The organism is Bombilactobacillus bombi (assembly GCF_013607485.1).
GTDB lineage: Bacteria > Bacillota > Bacilli > Lactobacillales > Lactobacillaceae > Bombilactobacillus > Bombilactobacillus bombi_A.
Window position 1 is genome coordinate 82016 of sequence record NZ_SCHP01000003.1, and the last position, 17837, is coordinate 99852.

18 protein-coding genes and 2 pseudogenes are annotated in these 17837 nt (G+C 37.3%); 9 read left to right on the forward strand and 11 right to left on the reverse strand.

Annotated elements, in window-relative coordinates:
- The first annotated feature begins 7 nt into the window (after positions 1–7).
- From EQ827_RS01745 to EQ827_RS01760, 4 genes are read left to right on the forward strand one after another with little or no spacing between them, the layout of a single operon-like run.
- A complete protein-coding gene (locus EQ827_RS01745) occupies positions 8–535 on the forward strand; it encodes an amino acid biosynthesis protein (protein WP_181189252.1) in 528 nt (175 codons plus the stop codon).
- 10 nt (positions 536–545) lie between these two features.
- Positions 546–1841, forward strand: a complete 1296-nt coding sequence (gene aroA, locus EQ827_RS01750) for a 3-phosphoshikimate 1-carboxyvinyltransferase (RefSeq protein WP_181189253.1) — start codon at positions 546–548, stop codon at positions 1839–1841.
- A 4-nt stretch (positions 1842–1845) separates the two neighbouring features.
- Entirely contained in the window at positions 1846–2943 is a 1098-nt protein-coding gene (locus tag EQ827_RS01755; protein ID WP_181189254.1) for a prephenate dehydrogenase, read from the forward strand.
- A 1-nt stretch (position 2944) separates the two neighbouring features.
- Complete coding sequence (locus tag EQ827_RS01760; protein WP_181189255.1) at positions 2945–3469, forward strand: shikimate kinase; 525 nt, start codon at positions 2945–2947, stop codon at positions 3467–3469.
- A 79-nt stretch (positions 3470–3548) separates the two neighbouring features.
- Here EQ827_RS01760 and EQ827_RS01765 read toward each other — a convergent pair whose 3' ends face one another.
- The 9 genes from EQ827_RS01765 to EQ827_RS01805 form a co-directional block, all read right to left on the reverse strand.
- Positions 3549–4022, reverse strand: coding sequence for a universal stress protein (locus EQ827_RS01765; RefSeq protein WP_181189256.1), 474 nt, complete (start codon positions 4020–4022; stop codon positions 3549–3551).
- Positions 4023–4038: 16 nt separating this feature from the next.
- Positions 4039–5310, reverse strand: a complete 1272-nt coding sequence (locus tag EQ827_RS01770) for a carboxylate--amine ligase (protein WP_181189274.1) — start codon at positions 5308–5310, stop codon at positions 4039–4041.
- A 90-nt stretch (positions 5311–5400) separates the two neighbouring features.
- On the reverse strand, positions 5401–6675 hold the full coding sequence (locus EQ827_RS01775; RefSeq protein ID WP_181189257.1) for a metallophosphoesterase family protein: 1275 nt from the start codon (positions 6673–6675) through the stop codon (positions 5401–5403).
- A 99-nt stretch (positions 6676–6774) separates the two neighbouring features.
- The gene (locus EQ827_RS01780) at positions 6775–7293 is read right to left on the reverse strand and encodes a GNAT family N-acetyltransferase (protein WP_181189258.1); all 519 of its coding nucleotides are present in this window, start codon (positions 7291–7293) and stop codon (positions 6775–6777) included.
- A gap of 78 nt (positions 7294–7371) precedes the next feature.
- Complete coding sequence (locus tag EQ827_RS01785; RefSeq protein WP_181189259.1) at positions 7372–7866, reverse strand: hypothetical protein; 495 nt, start codon at positions 7864–7866, stop codon at positions 7372–7374.
- Between the two features lie 81 nt (positions 7867–7947).
- Entirely contained in the window at positions 7948–8514 is a 567-nt protein-coding gene (locus tag EQ827_RS01790; protein ID WP_181189260.1) for a sugar O-acetyltransferase, read from the reverse strand.
- Positions 8515–8643: 129 nt separating this feature from the next.
- Complete coding sequence (locus EQ827_RS01795; protein ID WP_219912610.1) at positions 8644–11151, reverse strand: ATP-binding cassette domain-containing protein; 2508 nt, start codon at positions 11149–11151, stop codon at positions 8644–8646.
- Positions 11152–11238: 87 nt separating this feature from the next.
- On the reverse strand, positions 11239–13050 hold the full coding sequence (gene pepF / locus EQ827_RS01800) for an oligoendopeptidase F (RefSeq protein ID WP_181189261.1): 1812 nt from the start codon (positions 13048–13050) through the stop codon (positions 11239–11241).
- A 74-nt stretch (positions 13051–13124) separates the two neighbouring features.
- Positions 13125–13616, reverse strand: a complete 492-nt coding sequence (locus EQ827_RS01805; RefSeq protein WP_181189262.1) for a universal stress protein — start codon at positions 13614–13616, stop codon at positions 13125–13127.
- Between the two features lie 138 nt (positions 13617–13754).
- On the opposite strand from EQ827_RS01805, the gene EQ827_RS01810 reads away from it, so the two are divergent.
- The gene (locus EQ827_RS01810; RefSeq protein WP_181189263.1) at positions 13755–14561 is read left to right on the forward strand and encodes a tyrosine-protein phosphatase; all 807 of its coding nucleotides are present in this window, start codon (positions 13755–13757) and stop codon (positions 14559–14561) included.
- Positions 14562–15051: 490 nt separating this feature from the next.
- Here the strand turns inward: EQ827_RS01810 and EQ827_RS09215 are convergent.
- A pseudogene (locus EQ827_RS09215) lies at positions 15052–15195 on the reverse strand (transposase); the annotation flags it as partial.
- 558 nt (positions 15196–15753) lie between these two features.
- On the opposite strand from EQ827_RS09215, the gene EQ827_RS01820 reads away from it, so the two are divergent.
- The 4 genes from EQ827_RS01820 to EQ827_RS01835 are packed head-to-tail and all read left to right on the forward strand — an operon-like array spanning position 15754 to position 17133.
- On the forward strand, positions 15754–15999 hold the full coding sequence (locus tag EQ827_RS01820; protein ID WP_181189265.1) for a transposase: 246 nt from the start codon (positions 15754–15756) through the stop codon (positions 15997–15999).
- Between the two features lie 3 nt (positions 16000–16002).
- Entirely contained in the window at positions 16003–16131 is a 129-nt protein-coding gene (locus EQ827_RS09220; RefSeq protein ID WP_181189266.1) for a helix-turn-helix domain-containing protein, read from the forward strand.
- Complete coding sequence (locus EQ827_RS01830; RefSeq protein WP_181189267.1) at positions 16112–16330, forward strand: hypothetical protein; 219 nt, start codon at positions 16112–16114, stop codon at positions 16328–16330. The genes EQ827_RS09220 and EQ827_RS01830 overlap by 20 nt, the downstream gene beginning before the upstream one ends.
- Positions 16264–17133 (forward strand): IS3 family transposase, encoded by an 870-nt coding sequence (locus EQ827_RS01835; RefSeq protein ID WP_309109321.1) that lies wholly within the window; start codon positions 16264–16266, stop codon positions 17131–17133. Before EQ827_RS01830 ends, EQ827_RS01835 begins: the two co-directional genes overlap by 67 nt.
- Positions 17134–17618: 485 nt before the next feature.
- Here the strand turns inward: EQ827_RS01835 and EQ827_RS01840 are convergent.
- Positions 17619–17837, reverse strand: a pseudogene (locus EQ827_RS01840) (3-hydroxyacyl-CoA dehydrogenase family protein); the annotation flags it as partial.

Genomic DNA, 17837 nt, shown 5'->3' on the forward strand with positions numbered 1-17837 from the left:
GTTAATTATGCGGATTCATACTTTAGGACCACAAGTAACTGATAGCTATACAGCGGCTAAGTTTTACAATCAACATTACTGCCGTAATCAAGCTATAATTTGCGGACATAACAGCTTCGAGAACTTACTAACGCACCTAAAACAATATTCAAAAGATTATTTATTAATACCTGCTGCTTTTAAATCCAATATTTTAAAGGCTAGTTGGGGAGATATCCATTATGCGTTATTAGAACAAATGACTTTAGTGACTAGTTTTATAACTCAATTAGACCCCTTAGTTGTCATTCAACGACAAGATGCTAATAATCGTATTGGATATACTCACGCCGCAACCGCCCAATTATTAAGCCGGATTGTCCATAATATCGTTATTCAAACTTATCCCAGTAAATATCGTGCTTATCAAGCATATTGTCACGATCAGGCTGCTTTTGTGCTTACTAATTTAAAGATTGTCACATTAAGTTCTCAGGAGCATATTATTAAACAACTCCAGCCCTCAATGGTCTGGTGCTTATATCAAATCAACTAGGTGATTACAAATGAAATTATTACCACAAGCTCAACAAGGTTTACGCGGCACCCTGAAAGTTCCCGGCGATAAAAGTATTTCTCATCGCGGTTTAATTTTAGGAGCAATCAGTACAGGCATCACACATCTGCATAATTTTTTATTAAGTCAAGACTGCTTGTCAACTCTCAAAGCATTACAAGCATTGGGAATTCCTATTAGCATAAATGAGCAAACTGTAACCATTCATGGAAGAGGATTACAAGGCTTGCAGTCTCCTCATCAAAACCTAAACATGGGTAATTCAGGCACGACAACTCGACTATTAACCGGGCTTTTATCCGGTCAACATTTGACAGCAACTTTAATAGGTGATTCTTCTTTAAGCCAAAGACCCATGCAGCGCGTGCAGCAGCCTTTACAAAAAATGGGTGCCCAAATTCAATTAACAAGTGGTCATTTACCCTTGATAATTGTAGGACAGCCCTTAAAGTCTCTTTCTTATCAAATGCCAATTGCTAGTGCCCAGGTCAAAAGCGCTCTTATTTTAGCCGCTTTGCAAGCAGATACCCCCAGTACTATTATTGAACATTTACCTACCCGCGATCATACTGAACGTTTACTACGACAATTTGGCGGGGTAATTACCACCAGTCCAAATCACTATACCATCACCGTGAATCCCCAACCAAAGTTACTGGGACAAGACTTAACTATCCCTGGTGATATCTCTTCGGCGGCCTTTTTCATTACTGCCGCCACTATCATTCCCCATTCGCGGATTAAACTAATTGATGTCGGATTAAATTCTACGCGCACCGGAATTTTAAAAGTCTTAAAAAAAATGGGCGGAAAAGTTCACATTAGTACCCGCTCTCAAAATAAGGCGGAAAATTATGGCACTCTCGAAATTCAATCTGCTTCCTTAAAACCAATCAAGCTCACAGCCGCTGATATACCAAGTGTTATTGACGAACTACCGCTTATTGCCCTTTTGGCTGCTACAGCAGAAGGAACTAGTGAAATTAGCGGTGCTGCTGAATTACGAGTGAAAGAAACTGATCGTATCGCCACTATTGTCTGTGAACTGCGAAAATTCGGCATTAAAATTATCGAAAAAACAGATGGCTTTATTATTTATGGACAGCCAAATTGGACTATCAATAACCCCCATTTAGATAGTCATGGCGATCATCGAATAAGCATGATGTTAGCAATTGCAGCCTTAAAGGCAAATCAGCCGCTAACCTTAAAAAACTCTGGTGCTGTTAATATTTCTTATCCAAAATTTTTTCAAGATCTGCACAGTTTAATTATCGAGGAGTGAGATTATGCAAAATATTTTAATAAAGGGCCTTGGTTTAATTGGCAGTTCTTTGGCACTAGTCATTAAAAAAGCCCACCCTGACTACCAAATTCTTGGATATGATATTGACTCTGCTAGTTTAAACTATGCTCAACAGCGAGGGATTATCGATAAAATCGCCACCAATTTTGCAGCTGCTGCCCTACAAGCCGACGTAATTATTCTGGCGGCTCCCGCCCAAGTGATTATTTCCGATTTAAAAACTTTAGCAAACCTGCCTCTTAAACCCCATGTTCTTATCAGCGATGTGGGAAGTACTAAGCAAGCAGTTATTGCAGCGGCTCAACCCCTGCAAAAACGAGGAATTACTTTTATTGGCGGCCATCCAATGGCCGGTTCACATAAGTCTAAAGTGACGGCAGGGCGAACAGATTTATTTGAGAATGCTTTTTACTTTTTAATACCAAGTATTGCACCCGCAAGTTCCGTGAGCAAACTTCAAGACTTACTTCAGGCAGCTCACGTTAAATGGTTAACCGTAACTCCCAAACAGCACGATCGTATTGTTGGTCAAATTAGTCATTTGCCACATATTGTTGCAGCAGCATTAGTCAATCAAACCCAACAGTCATTAAGCGATTATCCTTTAGGATTGCGACTGGCAGCGGGTGGTTTTAAAAGCATTACCAGAATTGCCAGCTCCGATCCCCAAATGTGGAGTGATATCTTAAGCACTAATCGTTCGCTTTTAATTGTTCAGCTGCAGGCATATATTGAAGAATTATTAAATATCAAAAAAGCTTTAACTCAACAAGACGTTTCCCAAATTACTGATTTTTTTAATAAAGCTAAAGTTACTCGTGACCATCTAGGCCCAGAGCAGCTCGGCAGCTTACCTAACTTCTTTGATTTATTTTTGAATATTCCTGATCAAGTAGGAGCGCTTGCCCAAATTACCCATCTCTTATCCCAAGCCCAGATTAATTTAGTAAACATTCATATACTGGAAATTCGTGAAGATATCGATGGTGTCTTGCAGTTAACTTTTAGTGACGCCAGTACGCAAGCTCAAGCAGCCAAGCTTTTAAAACAATCAGGTTATCAAATCTTAAGGAGGAATTAAAATGCAGGCGATTTTAATTGGCTTTATGGCTAGTGGTAAAACGACCGTGGGAAAACTATTAGCACAGCAATTAACTACTAAGCATACAGACTTAGATAGTTTTATTGTTCGGCAAACTCACCAAACGATTTCTCAAATCTTTGCTCAGCATGGTGAAACTTATTTTCGGCAGCTAGAAGAACAATATTTAAGACATGTTCTGACTTTGCCCGGAATTTTATCCACCGGTGGTGGCACACCTATGAAAACTACTAACGCTGCTTTATTAAAGGCTGATGCGGCGCCGACAATTTGGCTGGCTACTACCGGAGCCACAACTTTACAGCGGCTGCAAAATGACACTACACGTCCACTAGCACATAAATTAGACGCTTCAGGCTTGTTAAGCTTACAAGAAAAGCGCACACCTACTTATGAGCGTGTAGCTGATTTGGTAATCCAGACAGATCAATTAAGTCCTCAACAAATTGTTGAGCAGATCAAAAAATGGTTATTTAATTCGCAGCTTAATCTTCAAAAAGATTAATTTATAAAACTACTATTACTCTTAAAAGGTCAAAATAAGAGCGAGAGAAAATTAATTTCCCTCGCCCTCTATATTGTTACTATCTCACAACAATAACACTTACTGGTGATTTTTCAATAATTCCTTCTGCTTGTGAACCAATAGTTTTGCCCAAAACTTTTTTGGTTTCTGATCCTACTACAATTAAATCAGGTTTAAAATCAGGTACTACTTCTTCTAGAATAGCTTTATTAGGGGTGCCTTCAGTCAAAATCGGTTTAACATTTTGGACTCCAAATTCTTGAGCCTTTTTCACATAAGTTAAGAGATCATGGGAAGCCTCTAAGCGCTTATCTTCCATAGTTCCCGGTGTTAAGCTTTCAAACACATTGATATCACGACTTTCAACTACCGTCACAATTCCTAAGCGTGCTTGGGCAGCTTGAGCAATCGTACAAGCAAAATCAAAAGCCTGATCTGAGGAAGTGAAATCATCTACATCAATAGCTACTAATATATTTTTTAGATCGACATTCTGAACGTGATAATTTTTTAATTCTTCAATTGGTTTCATCAATTAGCCTCCTTGGCTATTTCAAATCACGGCCCTTATTTTCAGCAAAATAACGCTTAAAACGACCACGATAACGGTAAAACATATAACTCATTAATAACAAACGCTTAAAATTCAAGTCGCCCTTATAAAAAACTGTGGTGCCATAACGATCTTGACGAATTAATTCAAGCGCTACTTCTTTAGCTTGATTCTCTAAAGCGTACTTTTTAAAAACATGAACTGGAACTCCCAGCCATAATTGATGTTGGGCTTTATTTTTATTGCCATAAACTGTCGATTGGTTTTCTAACGTGCCAGTAACATAGTCATCTACTACATATTGCGCCAAATTATAGCCATTCAAGGTAACATAAAAACTACTCCGCCCTTGGCGCAAATTAATCTCAAATAACTTAAATTCTTGATCCCGATCGTCAAATTTCATATCAAAATTAGCAAAGCCAGTGAATTCAATATCTTCCAAAAATTTCTGAATTAAATCATACAGTTTTTGATCGTATTCCGGCAAAATTGCCACATAGTTACCAATGGAAGCTGGAGTAGGATCTTCCAGCAGGGGGTGACCCAAACATAATAACTTTACGTGGTGGTGCTGATCCACATAAGCGTTTAACACCCGCATATGCGAATCATCACCAGGAATAAATTCCTGCAAAATTAAATCTGACGTATAACCATGATCATATATTTTGCCAATGATATCGAGCAATTCCGCCTGAGAATGGATAGTAAAAGCCTTTTTACGCCCTTCAAAGTGGATATCTAGCCATTCCACACTATTAGCCGGTTTTAAGGCGACCGGATAATCAAAAGGAACAGGGATAGACTCCTGTTGTTGATACATCTGGCGCGTAATAATCTGCGTTTGCGGGTGAGGCAACTGATATTTATCACAAATTTGATAAAACGATTCTTTATTGTTCAACTGACGTAACAAATCATAGTCAACATAAGGGCAAACAAAAGTTTGTTCTAATTCTGCTTTGTGTTTAGCAATTAATTCCGCATAGCCATCACCCATAGCTAATAAAATCACTGGTTCCGGATGTTGAGCATACTTTTGAGCAATTTTACGCATAGTTTCAATAAAGTTAGGATCTTCACTAAAGCCGTCATGCAAGCTTACATTAATAATATGGGAATATTTAGTAGGTGCCAAAGCCACCTCTGCATAAGCTTGAACTGGCTGTTGAGTAAATTCATAAAATGACCGTGCAAATCCGTACGCATTAATATCACTGCCTAATAAAACTGGAGTAAATTGGGGATGTTTTTGATTATCGATAACAGTTCACGTTCCTTTACAATGGTCTAGTCATTTTAAGCTTATTATAACAAATGTTTGTTCACTGAGGAACAAAAACCATAAATTCTACTATATCTTAAACTTTCTTAAAGGCGTAGCAGCGCCATAGCCAAACACCTGTAGCCAGCCCGTATGCTCATCAAAATTAATGATATAGCCAGCAAATTCACTCACTTCGTCTTTATGGCGATCCCAAGCGCGGTTATACTTAGTTGTTAATCCATGTTTGCGTCCCATTAAAGCTGAAACATTGAGTAAAACATACTGAATATCATCAATCTTGAATTGGTCTTCTACATGCCGATGACCGCATAAATAGGCCCCTATCCGGCCAGTTTGGTTGCGATGAAAATCAAAGCGCACATTTAAAGAAAAATTGGAATCAGCATCCTGACGTATAAGCTGACCACTTAAGCCGAGGTTAAAGGCCTTAAATAAATCATGAACAGCCTTACCATTATGCTGTAAACCATCTTGTCCCTTTACAGTCATCAAATTAGCATGACCACAAACAAGAATTCTTTTATTGGCTGAATGCTCCAAAATATGCACAATATCTTGCAGCTGTCGATTTCTTACAGCTAAAACTAATTTGCTATCATAAAGCTTGCGTCCATGCTGATCTAGTAAGTAAGGCACGTCCGTCGTATTAATAAATAATACGCGCACATTACCTTTATCAAAATAGCCAATACCACTGGCAGAATAGTCTTCAGTCAAAGAACTCTGCTGATACATAGGCTGCCATAGTAAGTTAGAAAAAGTATTAGCAGAAAAAGATGGCTTTTTCAGGGCAGTATGCTCATCGTACTTATCATTATCATCATGATTACCCTTAACAAGGTAATAAGGACAGGCACTTTTAGCAAAATAATTGCTAACCTGCTTTAAAAAATACTGATCAGTAATTGCATCATCACTACCATCAATCACATCGCCTAAATGTGCTACAAAATCTAGCGGTAAAAGTTGGGGCAACATCAAAAATTCTGCAATGTGCTGCAGACCATTAAAGCCATAATAGCTAGGACTATCCGCAAATTTAATATGAGTATCTGTAATAATCCCAAAAGTTAATGATGAATCTACAGTTAGTGAACGAACACCTTGCGCTACTGATTGTAAGTACTGCTGCACAAAATAACGAGGTTTAATTAAAACCGGTTGAAAATTACCCGACTGCTGGCGATAATAAATCGTCCCCAGCTGCTGGGGCCATAAAATTTGGCGCCGAGGACTAACTTGCAATGTATAGGGTTGTCGCCGATAATGCACAGCATATTCTCCAGATTGTTGAATCAGTTTAAACTGTATTCCCTGCCACCAACGTGATAGTAATTGCATTATGCCATCCTCTTTGAACTAAAAAACTGCCGCTAAATTTAATTTGCTTAAATTATTATTTCTGCAAATTAATTACCTTAGCCGCAGTTTAACTACTTTTTAAATAAATCGTTGATACGCTACTAAAGGCCGTCCTTGATCGTCACGAATAGTGCCGCAATGATTAAAACCATTCTTTTCAATTACGTGCTGCATAGCCAAATTATCAAAATGCGTATCAATACGGATATCATGAATGCTCAATGATGCGGAAACTGTCAATAAATGCTGAATAAAAATTGAAGACAGACCCTCGCCTTGATGACCTTGAGCAATTGCCACCCGATGAATAATTGCATAATGCGCTTGAGATTGCTTGGACCATTGGCCATCTTCAATATGTTCATAGCTGGCTTCACCTTGATCTTCTAAGGCTGCCACTCCCACAATTTTAGCATCTTTAATCAAAAAATACGCAATACCCCGTTCAATATCACTACGTAGAATATTTTCATCTGGATAACCATCCTGCCAGAGATCAACCCCACGTCCCTTTAAAACTTGTTTAGCTTCTTCAATAATTTCAATAACTTGTGCTAATTCATTAATCTGTACTTTACGTAAATATGTTACAGCCATAATTCTATCCCTCCTCAAACAAACACCGGGATATATTAGCGAAACTTGACCAAAAATGCAACTAAAAGGACTGATAAATTATTGATCTTGCCACTTTTCCACGGCATGTGCAGCTAAAGCCACTGACAATACCGCATCACGCGACAAGTTATTCCGCACATCAGCCATAATCGTATTAGCTACCACTGCCCCAATGACTTCTAAGGCATATTCAATTGTATGCAAGTCATTAGTTACATCATATTTACCATCTGCATAAGGGTGTTCATGATTATAAGTGAAATTCAGTTCACTTTTTGTAAAACTGCCGTCCACATGATTGACCAAAACCCGATCATGGAGTTGCTGCAATTGGTTTTGTTCATGTTTTAATGTTAAATGATGATCAGATTCATTTTCATAATATTGCTCTTCTGTCATAGTTAAATAATCTTTAACTGGATGTCTTAAAATTTCCAAGCTATCAATTAAGTCGTCAATTTTTTGCACATCAAGCTTTAATTTACGTGCTGCAATTTCTGGTACATGATCTTCCAGCCAGTCGGCCATTTGACTCACTGTTTGTGCCCGCATAAGAATTGCCTCCTCAAAATCTTTACTAGCAAATTATAACTGTTTCACACGCAAGTTTCCAGCACATACGAAGAGGAGAAATTATTTCTTTGGCGGATTTTCTCTAATAATACGCGCCGGATTACCAGCAATTATCAAATTATTTCCAAATGATTTAGTTACCGTAGAATTAGCCCCCACAATAACATTATTACCCAAGGTTACTCCAGGCAAAACCACAGTATTGCCGCCCAACCAGACATTATCACCGATAGTTACTGGCTTACCTAACCCCGTAAATTCTGCACGCTCCTGAGGATCAAAGGGATGATAAGCAGAATAAATCTGTACATGTGGAGCAAACATGCAGTGATTACCAATTGTTACCGGCGCAACATCCAAAATAACATTGTCGTAGTTGCACATAAAATAATCCCCCACATGAATGTTATAACCAAAATCACAACGAAAGTTAGGCTGAACCCAAGGGCTCTTGCCCACAGAACCAAATAATTGGTTAATGACCCGTTCTTTTTCTTGAACAGCAGTATCATCTAGTTCATTTAAAATTTTGCAGAGACGCCGCGCTTTAGTTTCTTCTCCAGCTAATTGAGGATCCATCACATTATAAGGTTCTAAAGCTAAAAATTTTTCTTTTTCTGTTTTCATTATTATCTTTCCTTTATTATTTTAGACATCAATTATTATTATAAAATAACAACTCTATACGTAAAGTCCTAAAATAATTTATTAATAATAATGAAACTCATTACCTCAAAAAACTATTTAATTAGAAATCTAGTTTTGCTGATATTTATGATAGTGTTTTGCTAAATACTGTAAGGTTAAACTCGTTGGCTTTTTAATAAGCTCTAAAGGCCGGCCGCTAGCCATCACCTGCCCGCCGGCAGCGCCCCCTTTAGGACCTAGATCAATTAAATAATCAGCATTAATCATAATATCTAAATCATGGGTAATAACAATCACAGTGGCTCCTTGAGATTTCAGCTGGTTAATTACTCTTAATAAAGTTTGCACATCTAGAGGATGTAACCCTACTGACGGCTCATCAAAGACAAATAAGGTCTGTGCTTGTTGCTTGTTTAAATGCTTAACCAATTTCAAACGTTGAGCTTCTCCGCCAGATAAACTAGGCGTACTCTCCCCTAAATGTAAATAACCTAAACCTACTTGCTGTAATAATTCTAATTGGTGCAAGATAACTGGCACTTGAGCAAACACCGGCAAGGCTTCTTGTACCGATAACTGTAGTAAATCCACAATACTATAATTGTGCCACTTAATTTGTTGAATTTGTGGATTAAAACGATCCCCATGACAAACCGGACAAACTTCTTCCATATCAGGCAAATATTGAATATCCAGTGTAATCATCCCTAACCCACCACAGTTAGGACAAGCGCCTTGCTTATTGTTATAGGAAAAATTAGCTCGTGTTAAATGTTGCTGTTGGGCAGCAGGCAATTGCGCCAAAATTGTCCGCAAGTGATCCATAATTTTAGTGTAAGTTGCCACTGTCGAACGAGCATTTTTGCCAATCGGACTTGCATCGACACTCACAACGTGCTTTAAATTAGTAGATAATTGACCTACCTGGCGTGGCGGCCGAGAATTCTTAAGTGCCGGAATCAAACTATCTAAAATTAAACTAGTTTTCCCAGCTCCTGAATATCCCGTAACAGCAGTAATTTGCTGCTCAGGCAGCTGAATGTGTACATGTTTTAAATTAAAATAATTATCTACCGTCACACTGGTCATAGTAAAGTTAGATGCTGGCTTTAAATCTGACGCATTTAAAATAGTGGCCGTTCCAGAAATAAAAGGACCAATTAAAGAATCAGGATTATGCACTAAATCTTGAGGGCTGCCTTGACAAATCACCTGTCCGCCGGCAGCTCCTGATCCCGGCCCCATTTCAATAATCCAATCCGCGGCCGCAATAATATCAACATCATGATCAACAACTACTAGCGAATTCCCTTGAGCAATCAATCCGCGTAATATTTTGATTAATCCGTGAACGTTATCCGGATGCAAACCAATTGATGGTTCATCTAATACATAAAGAACACCAGTAGTTTGGGTACGTAAGGTCTTAGCTAATTGAATCCGCTGTAATTCGCCGGTTGATAAGGTATTAGCACTGCGCTCTAAGGTTAAATAATCTAGACCCAAATCTAAAAGCGGGCGGAGATTATCGCTCAAATCTTCAAATAAAATTTGCGCTAACTTGTGCATATTAGAAGGCAATTCGGCATTAATTTTTTGCAACCAAGCTGTTAATTGACCCAAAGATAACTGTGCAACCTGTGCAATGTTTAAACCACCGCTGAGTTGTGTTAATAATTGAGGATTCAAACGTGATCCCTGGCAAGTAGGACAAGTAGAAAAATAAAAAAACTGGTTCAATTGCTTTTGAGCACGCGCACTCAATGTTTTTTTGGCAGTATCATAAATGGCCTCATAGGCATTTTCATAAAGAGCTTTTTCCATATGAAAAACTCGCCCGGTTGAGGTGTTCAGGTCAACAGGATATTGTTTTTTAGCACCATGAAGTATAATATCTTTTTCATGATCAGTTAGATCCTTATAAGGCACATCAATACGTACGCCTAGGGTTTGCACTACCTTAGGCATAAAATTACGTCCTGGTAAATGCCATGAAGCTACGGCTCCTTCTTGTAAACTCTTGTTCTCATCGCCAATTAAGCGCTCAGGATTAATCTGCCGGACTTGACCCGTACCATGGCAGGTTGGACAAGCCCCTTGTCCATTAAAAGCAAAATCTTCAGCTGCCTTAGCTGCAAATTGAACACCACAAACTGGACAAGTTAAAATTCCCATTCGTGAATCTGTCAGATCCATGACTTGAGCAATTTTTATATTAGGAGCTAAACGATGACCATTGGGACAGACCGGAGAGCCTAAACGCGAAAAAATCAGCCGAACCACATTAAAAATTTCACTAATTGATCCAACAGTTGAACGTTCTGAAGGCACACTGGGACGTTGCCGCAAAGCGATCGCTGCCGGGATGTGACGCACCTCTTGCACTTGCGAACGTTTAGATTGATTAATACGCCTTCTAGTATAAGTTGATAAGGCTTCTAGATAACGTCTAGAGCCTTCAGCATACAAAATTCCCATTGCTAAAGAACTCTTACCAGAACCAGAAAGCCCCGAAATTGCTACAAACTTATTCAAGGGAATCTGTAAATTAATATTTTTTAGATTATGAACCTGTCCACCAATAACTTCAATGTGTTGCGGTTTTGTAGCTGCCAATATCGTTACTTCCTTATCTTAAATCGAGATTAATCACCACTAAAATTTAAACTTGCTTTTAGTAAATTAATCTGTAATTGTAGACCCTTAATCAAGTTGAGTCATAATCGCTGTGAATTCTTCCAGCCGCTGCTTAAATACGGTAAAAGCAGACCGCAGATAATCCGACTTTGTCATATCTACTCCTGCTTGTTGCATGATTTCAATAGGATAAGCTGAAGAACCCGCTTGTAAATAATGAAGATAATTGCTGCATGCTTGGGACTTTTGCTGAATAATTTGCGTGCTTAAGTAAGAAGCCGCGGCAAAGCCTGTAGCATATTGATAAACGTAATAATTCATATAAAAATGAGGAATGCGCGTCCACTCCCAGGCAATTTCTGGATCGTTCACTACTTCATCACCATAATAGTGGGCATTTAACTTTCCATAATAAGCTGACATAAATTCCGCAGTTAAGGCTTTTCCCTCTGCAGCAGCTTGATGAATATAATGTTCAAATTGAGCAAATTGGGTCTGCCGATAGACAGTACCTTTAAAACCATCTAAGTAATAATTGAGTACATAAGCACGGACTTTAGGATCAGTTTGGGTTTTTAATAGATACTCTGTTAACAAGTTTTCATTAGTTGTCGACGCAATCTCCGCAATAAAGATAGGATAATCGCCGTAAACATAAGGCTGATAGTGCCGTGTATACCAGCTATGCACACTATGGCCGGTTTCGTGAACTAAAGTATAAAGATTATCTAAATTATCCTGCCAGTTTAACAATTCATAAGGAGGTGTATCATATGAGCCGCCTGAATAAGCTCCAGAGACTTTGCCTTGATTTTCCATGACATCAAGATAACGGTTGTTAAAAATTTCTTTGACATGACTGCTATAATCATTCCCTAACACCGCTAAAGCTGCTAGAGCTACTTCTTTTGCACCCTCAAAAGTATAAGTCAGAGGAGGTTGACCCACTAAAGGGGTATACAAGTCATACATATGCAGCTCAGGCAATTTTAAAATCTGTTTTCTTAAAGCTACATATTGCTGCAACAAGTCCAAATGATCATTAACTTCTGTCACCAAATTATCATAAACACTAATTGGGATTTGACTTGATGACAGAGCTCGTTCTTGGGCGCTCGAATAATGATGTACTTGAGCTAGATAATTATTCTTTTTAACTTCACTAGCTAAAGTGGCAGCAAAGGTATTTTTAAACTGTCCATAAACTTGATAGAGTGTCTTAAAGGCTTCTTGACGCACCTGGGGACTGAGCGATTCTAATAAACGGCTATAAACACCATCCGATAGCTGATATTTTTGTCCTTTTTCATCTTTAACAATTGGAAATTGTAAATCAGAATTATCCAAAACATTAAAAACATTACTTGCAGTATTTAGTATATCTCCCGCCGCAGAGATTAGAGCCTCGCTGGCTGTATCTAAAACATGTTGTCGGTTGATAGTTATATTATCCAAAAAATGCTGATATTTCTGCAGCACAGGTTCTTTTTGCCATTGCAGAAGTATTTCTGGCTTAATTGCTAAAATTTCTGGTTCTAAAAAAGCTGTATTGGCATTAATTTGAGCCAGTAAACTTTCTACTTGTGCTTGATAAGCCTGATAGTGATTATTGGTTGTATCCTGATCACTTTTCATGCTTGCATAAACATATAATTTTTCGATTTGCCGGTATAAATCTAAAACTCGATCAATGCCACTTTTTAATGATTCAGCCGATTGCGCAAGAGTGCCTTTGACTGTCTTAATTTTTTCGTTAATCTTTTGGACATTTTTTAAAGTTGACTCAAAAGCTTGATCGTCGACAAAAACTTTCGTTAAATCCCAGGTTAATTCTGGGGGAACTTCGGCTCTAGTGGGTAACTGTTTTATTTCTTCCATAAATGCCTCCAAATGGTAATAAAAAAGCAAGTAAACTGCCACTTAATCTGGGCAGTCTCACTTGCTTTTCATAACTACTTTTTAGGATTACTTTTGACAATCGTCTTATTATCTAAATCCGTTCGAACCACAATCACATCTGTAAGTGCAGTACGAGTAACATATGAAGAGACCGATCCTACTAATAAACGCTCAACGGCATTTAAACCTGTTGATCCTAGAATAATCAAATCATTATGGTAGTCCTTTAAAAAGTCCATTGCAATAACTGTTTTAGGATCACCAAAACGAATATGAACTTTAACTTGATCTTTAGGTAGTCCCGCCTTCACAATTTCTTTTTGTAAACGTGATAAATAATCTTGCGTATCCTCAGTGATTTGATAAATCACATCACTGGTTAACATTCCACCATAAGCACCAACAAATTGACGCGTATCTAAGACATCTAGCACATCTAAAGTAGCATGATTACGAATCGCAATTTGGGTCGCCTTTTTTAAAGCAATCTCAGCTTCATCTGATCCATCAACTGGAGCTAATATTCTTTTATACTCTTGTAACATTGGCTTCACCCTCTCTATTTATTATTAGAATACGTCTATTATGCAAAAATTTCAATATTTCTCTATCAAACAAATTAGTTATTTTCTAGAAAATATTTGATAAAATAAAATAAATATGCAGTGGAGGTTATTTTTTATATGGAAAATAAACGTCTTTTAACTTTAGAAGCGGGAAGAAATTTTCGTGAATTAGGTGGCTATCAAACACTTACGGGACAAACGATCAAATATCATAAAGTCATACGTTCTGCTAGCTTAGGCCAGCTCACTGATCATGACCTACAATACTTATCTGATTATGGTGTCAGATATGATATTGATTTTCGATCAGCTGATGAGCAATATAAAGTTCCTGATCGCTTGCCTAAAAAAGCTGAATATATCTTTGATCCTGTATTTGGTGTAGATTTAACACAATCGTCTAAGTTCGATGAACAAGAAAAAGAAGCAGCTTCTGCACAAAAAATTGAAGGCATGGATGAAATACCTAATAATGGTTATGAAAATATGTGTAATACCTACGGTGAACTCATTCAGCTAGAAAGTGCCAAAAAGGCTTATCGGATTTTTTTCGATAAATTATTAGCCAATGATCAAGACCAACAAGCATTGCTTTTCCACTGCACTGCCGGTAAAGACCGCACAGGCATGGGCGCTGTCTTTTTCTTAACCGCTTTAGGAGTCGATCGGCAAACTATTATTCAAGATTACCTTTTAACTAATGAAGTTACTCAAGACTTTGTTGAAGAACAAATTGCCCCCTTTGTTGATAATAAGGTTATATATGATTCAGCAAAAGCTTTACTCACTGTGAATGCAGATTATTTGAAAGCTGCAGATGCTGAAGTCAAAAAAGAGGCTGGCAGTTGGATGAATTATCTCTATACTGAATTAAAAGTTACCGATCAAGAAATAGCAGATTTAAAGAAAATTTATTTAGAATAACAATTTGTAATAAATATCCAACAGTTGTTTTTGTGATTTTAATCTTTTTAAACTTTTCTAAAAATTATTTTCTGCAATCAACGATAATACTTTTAACTAGGGCTAAAATACTCTATAAATTCTTCCAGTGATGATTTAAAGACTGTGCTCAATGGTTTTTAAGTTTGTTTCAGTTTCCAAATAGTTGACTTTTTTGTAACTCAGACACAGTTAATTCATCTATGGCTTAATCTAAGTTTGGTATTATGTTAAAAGGAACTATCACTTAGCGGTTAAAACAATCCTGATTTTGTGATCTGTTGTAACAACTAATGTTGGCAAGAGATTAAATTAATACTTTTATGATTAATTATAAAAGAGGCAACACATTAAAAAAGTAGGGGATAGGCTAAAGGCCTATCCCCTACTTTAACAGTTCGATATTACATTATGATAATAAGATTTAAACAAAAAATAAAAATCAACTTTAAATCCCCATATTTTATACAATTCATCTTAAACTATAGCGGTTATTATAATCTAAAATGACGGTCACTAATACTCTTTCTAACGATTCTTCATTTGGAAACTGTTCCCGCCGTTTGGTTTGCTGCTTGAGCTTTTTATTAAAGGTTTCACTAAGATTAGAGCTATAATGCTGGCAAAATAACACTAGGAAAGTTGAAACAAACTAATAAATGCTAATTATTTCTAACTGGATCCGTTTGGCTTTGATAAGTTGATAACGTATGATTGCTAAAATTACCGTTACGATCACGTGAAATGGTTAAATTCAAAGAACTATACTAAGTTGTGGGTACGTTGATAACTGTTATTATGCTAATTACCGGAATTAAAACCCTGCCGAACGTAATGTTCATAACCTAAAAAAGCGGCCAATTCATGTTGAAGCATATAATTAATATCCTGTTCTAGATGTTGACGGAAAAATTCACTTAAATCCTGTTTTTGACTAGTATCTCTATCATATCTTTATTAAGCTGATTCATAAAGGGATAGACTTTCCTTTTACAGTCTCTTCAGAAATTGTATTTACACATAATTATTTAAACACTCTTAAAATTAATTCTATATTATTAATTATAAAATTGGTGATACGTTAATAGGGTATGTGGCTGGGACAAAAACTCTTTATGTGTATGAAGTGCCTCATAATTGTTAGACAAATACTAACGATTGTGAGGCACTTTTTATGACCAAATATTCTCTGGAATTAAAAATTAAAATTGTCAAAGAATATCTGACAAGCACTACATCTTATCAAGATTTAGCCAGTAAATACCAGATTTCTTCTCCATCAATAATTAGAGAGTGGGTATTGCGTTTTAAGTCTCAGGATCTGGAATCTCTGCGGGTGAAACATTCCAAAAGGGTTTATTCCCTAGAACAAAAATTAGCTGTAGTAGAATACTACCAAACTAGTGGTCAAGGTCTCTGACCTGTGGCAGCTCATTTTGGAATTAGTTCTTCACAAGTTAAAAAGTGGAATTTGCTTTATGAGCAACAAGGAATTACGGGATTGAGTCCCCCCCAAAGGAAGGCCCTCAAAAATGAAGTCCAAGAAAGTTAGTAAGTCACAAAAACTCAAGCAGCCAGCTGCCAAAAGGGAACCAGAAAACTCTCAACAAAAAATTGCTCGTCTCGAAGAAGAACTGTATTACACACAGATGGAGCGTGATGTCTTAAAAAAATTAACGGCCGTATTGAAGAACAAACCACAGCAACCAAGACACAAGTTGTCGCTTCCTTACGGCCTTTATATCCTTTAGCCGCATTACTGCAATTAGTTAATTTACCACGATCTACTTTTTATGACCGTTTAAAGCGGAACCAGAAACCTGATAAATATTGGCAACTTAAAGCCTTTATTCAACAGACTTTTCACGCTAGTATGCAAACCTATGGTTATCGGTGGATTCATTTATGTGCCCTGAAAGCTGGTTTTAAGTGTGCGCCGATGACGATTAATAAATTGATGGGGGAACTGGATTTAGCCGTCATGGTTTACTCACGTCATAGCAGTAATTATCACTCTTACAAAGGCCAGCTCGGCACTGTTAATGACAATCTCTTAAAGCAGCAATTCCAGGCCACCGAACCTTACACCGTTCTTCATACCGATATCACACAAGTCCGCTTGGCCAATCAACATTGGGGTTATATTTCAGTCGTGCTCGATGAAGCCAGTCGAGAAGTAATTGGCGCCGTGGTTTCTCAGTCAGCTAATAAACAACATTTAAGTGATACCTTAGACATGCTCCAACATAATTTACCCGCAGGCGTGACGCCAATTATTCATTCTGACCAAGGCTGGCAATATCAAACGGCCTTATACCAGCAGCGGGTCCAAGCAATGGGTCTCACAGCTAGTATGTCACGCAAGGGCAACTGCCACGATAATGCGCCTATGGAAAGTTTCTTTAGCTTAATGAAACGTGAACGCCTTAACCGACAATCAATTGTGGATCTAGCAGCATTGGTAAAAATGGTTCAAAAATACATTGAGCGGATTTCTCTCAACAAAAACGGCTTAACTCCGATTGAATACCGACAGCAAAGGTTAACTGCCTGAGCTTAGATAAAACATCTATAGAACCAAACAAAAAAGCAAAACCAAAAATTAATCGGTCCTGCTTTATTAGCTGGAATAAGTTACGATAGTTCCAGAGTTCTAAGTCTTATTCAGCTATACTATTAAGTTTCTCTAAACTGTCTAACTTTTTTGTTGCACTTCAGTAACCATCCACCAGCGTAGCTGGTGTTTTTTTTATTAACACTATATGGGAAGCAAAAAGCCCCTCAAAGGGGCACAACAAAAACCTAGCAATCGCGTCCATTCTAATTATTTTGAAGTTTAATATTTGAAAATGGATCAATGTCCTCTCTTTTACTAATTGTATCTTGTAATCGATCTTCTTGTTCTCGAATATATTTTTGTCTTTTAATTAACCTAACGGTACTGGAATAATATCCTCTGTCCAATTAATAAGGGGAGTAGTCCAAGCCGCAGAAAAATATGGTTCAGTTATATATTTAAAAACAATATATAAAAATAAATTAATGACAAACTTTTTTACTGTTTTGATCTTGTTTTAATAACTCTAATAAGGCCTGATCTCGCTTTTGAACAACTTGCTTATTTGAATCAATCTTCCAATCAAAAAAGCCTTCTCCAGATTTCAGACCTAATTTATTATCCGCAACCATTTTAGTTAATAAGGGATCAGTCTTTTGTTCAGCACCTAAATCAGCGTATAAATATGAGCTAATATTCTT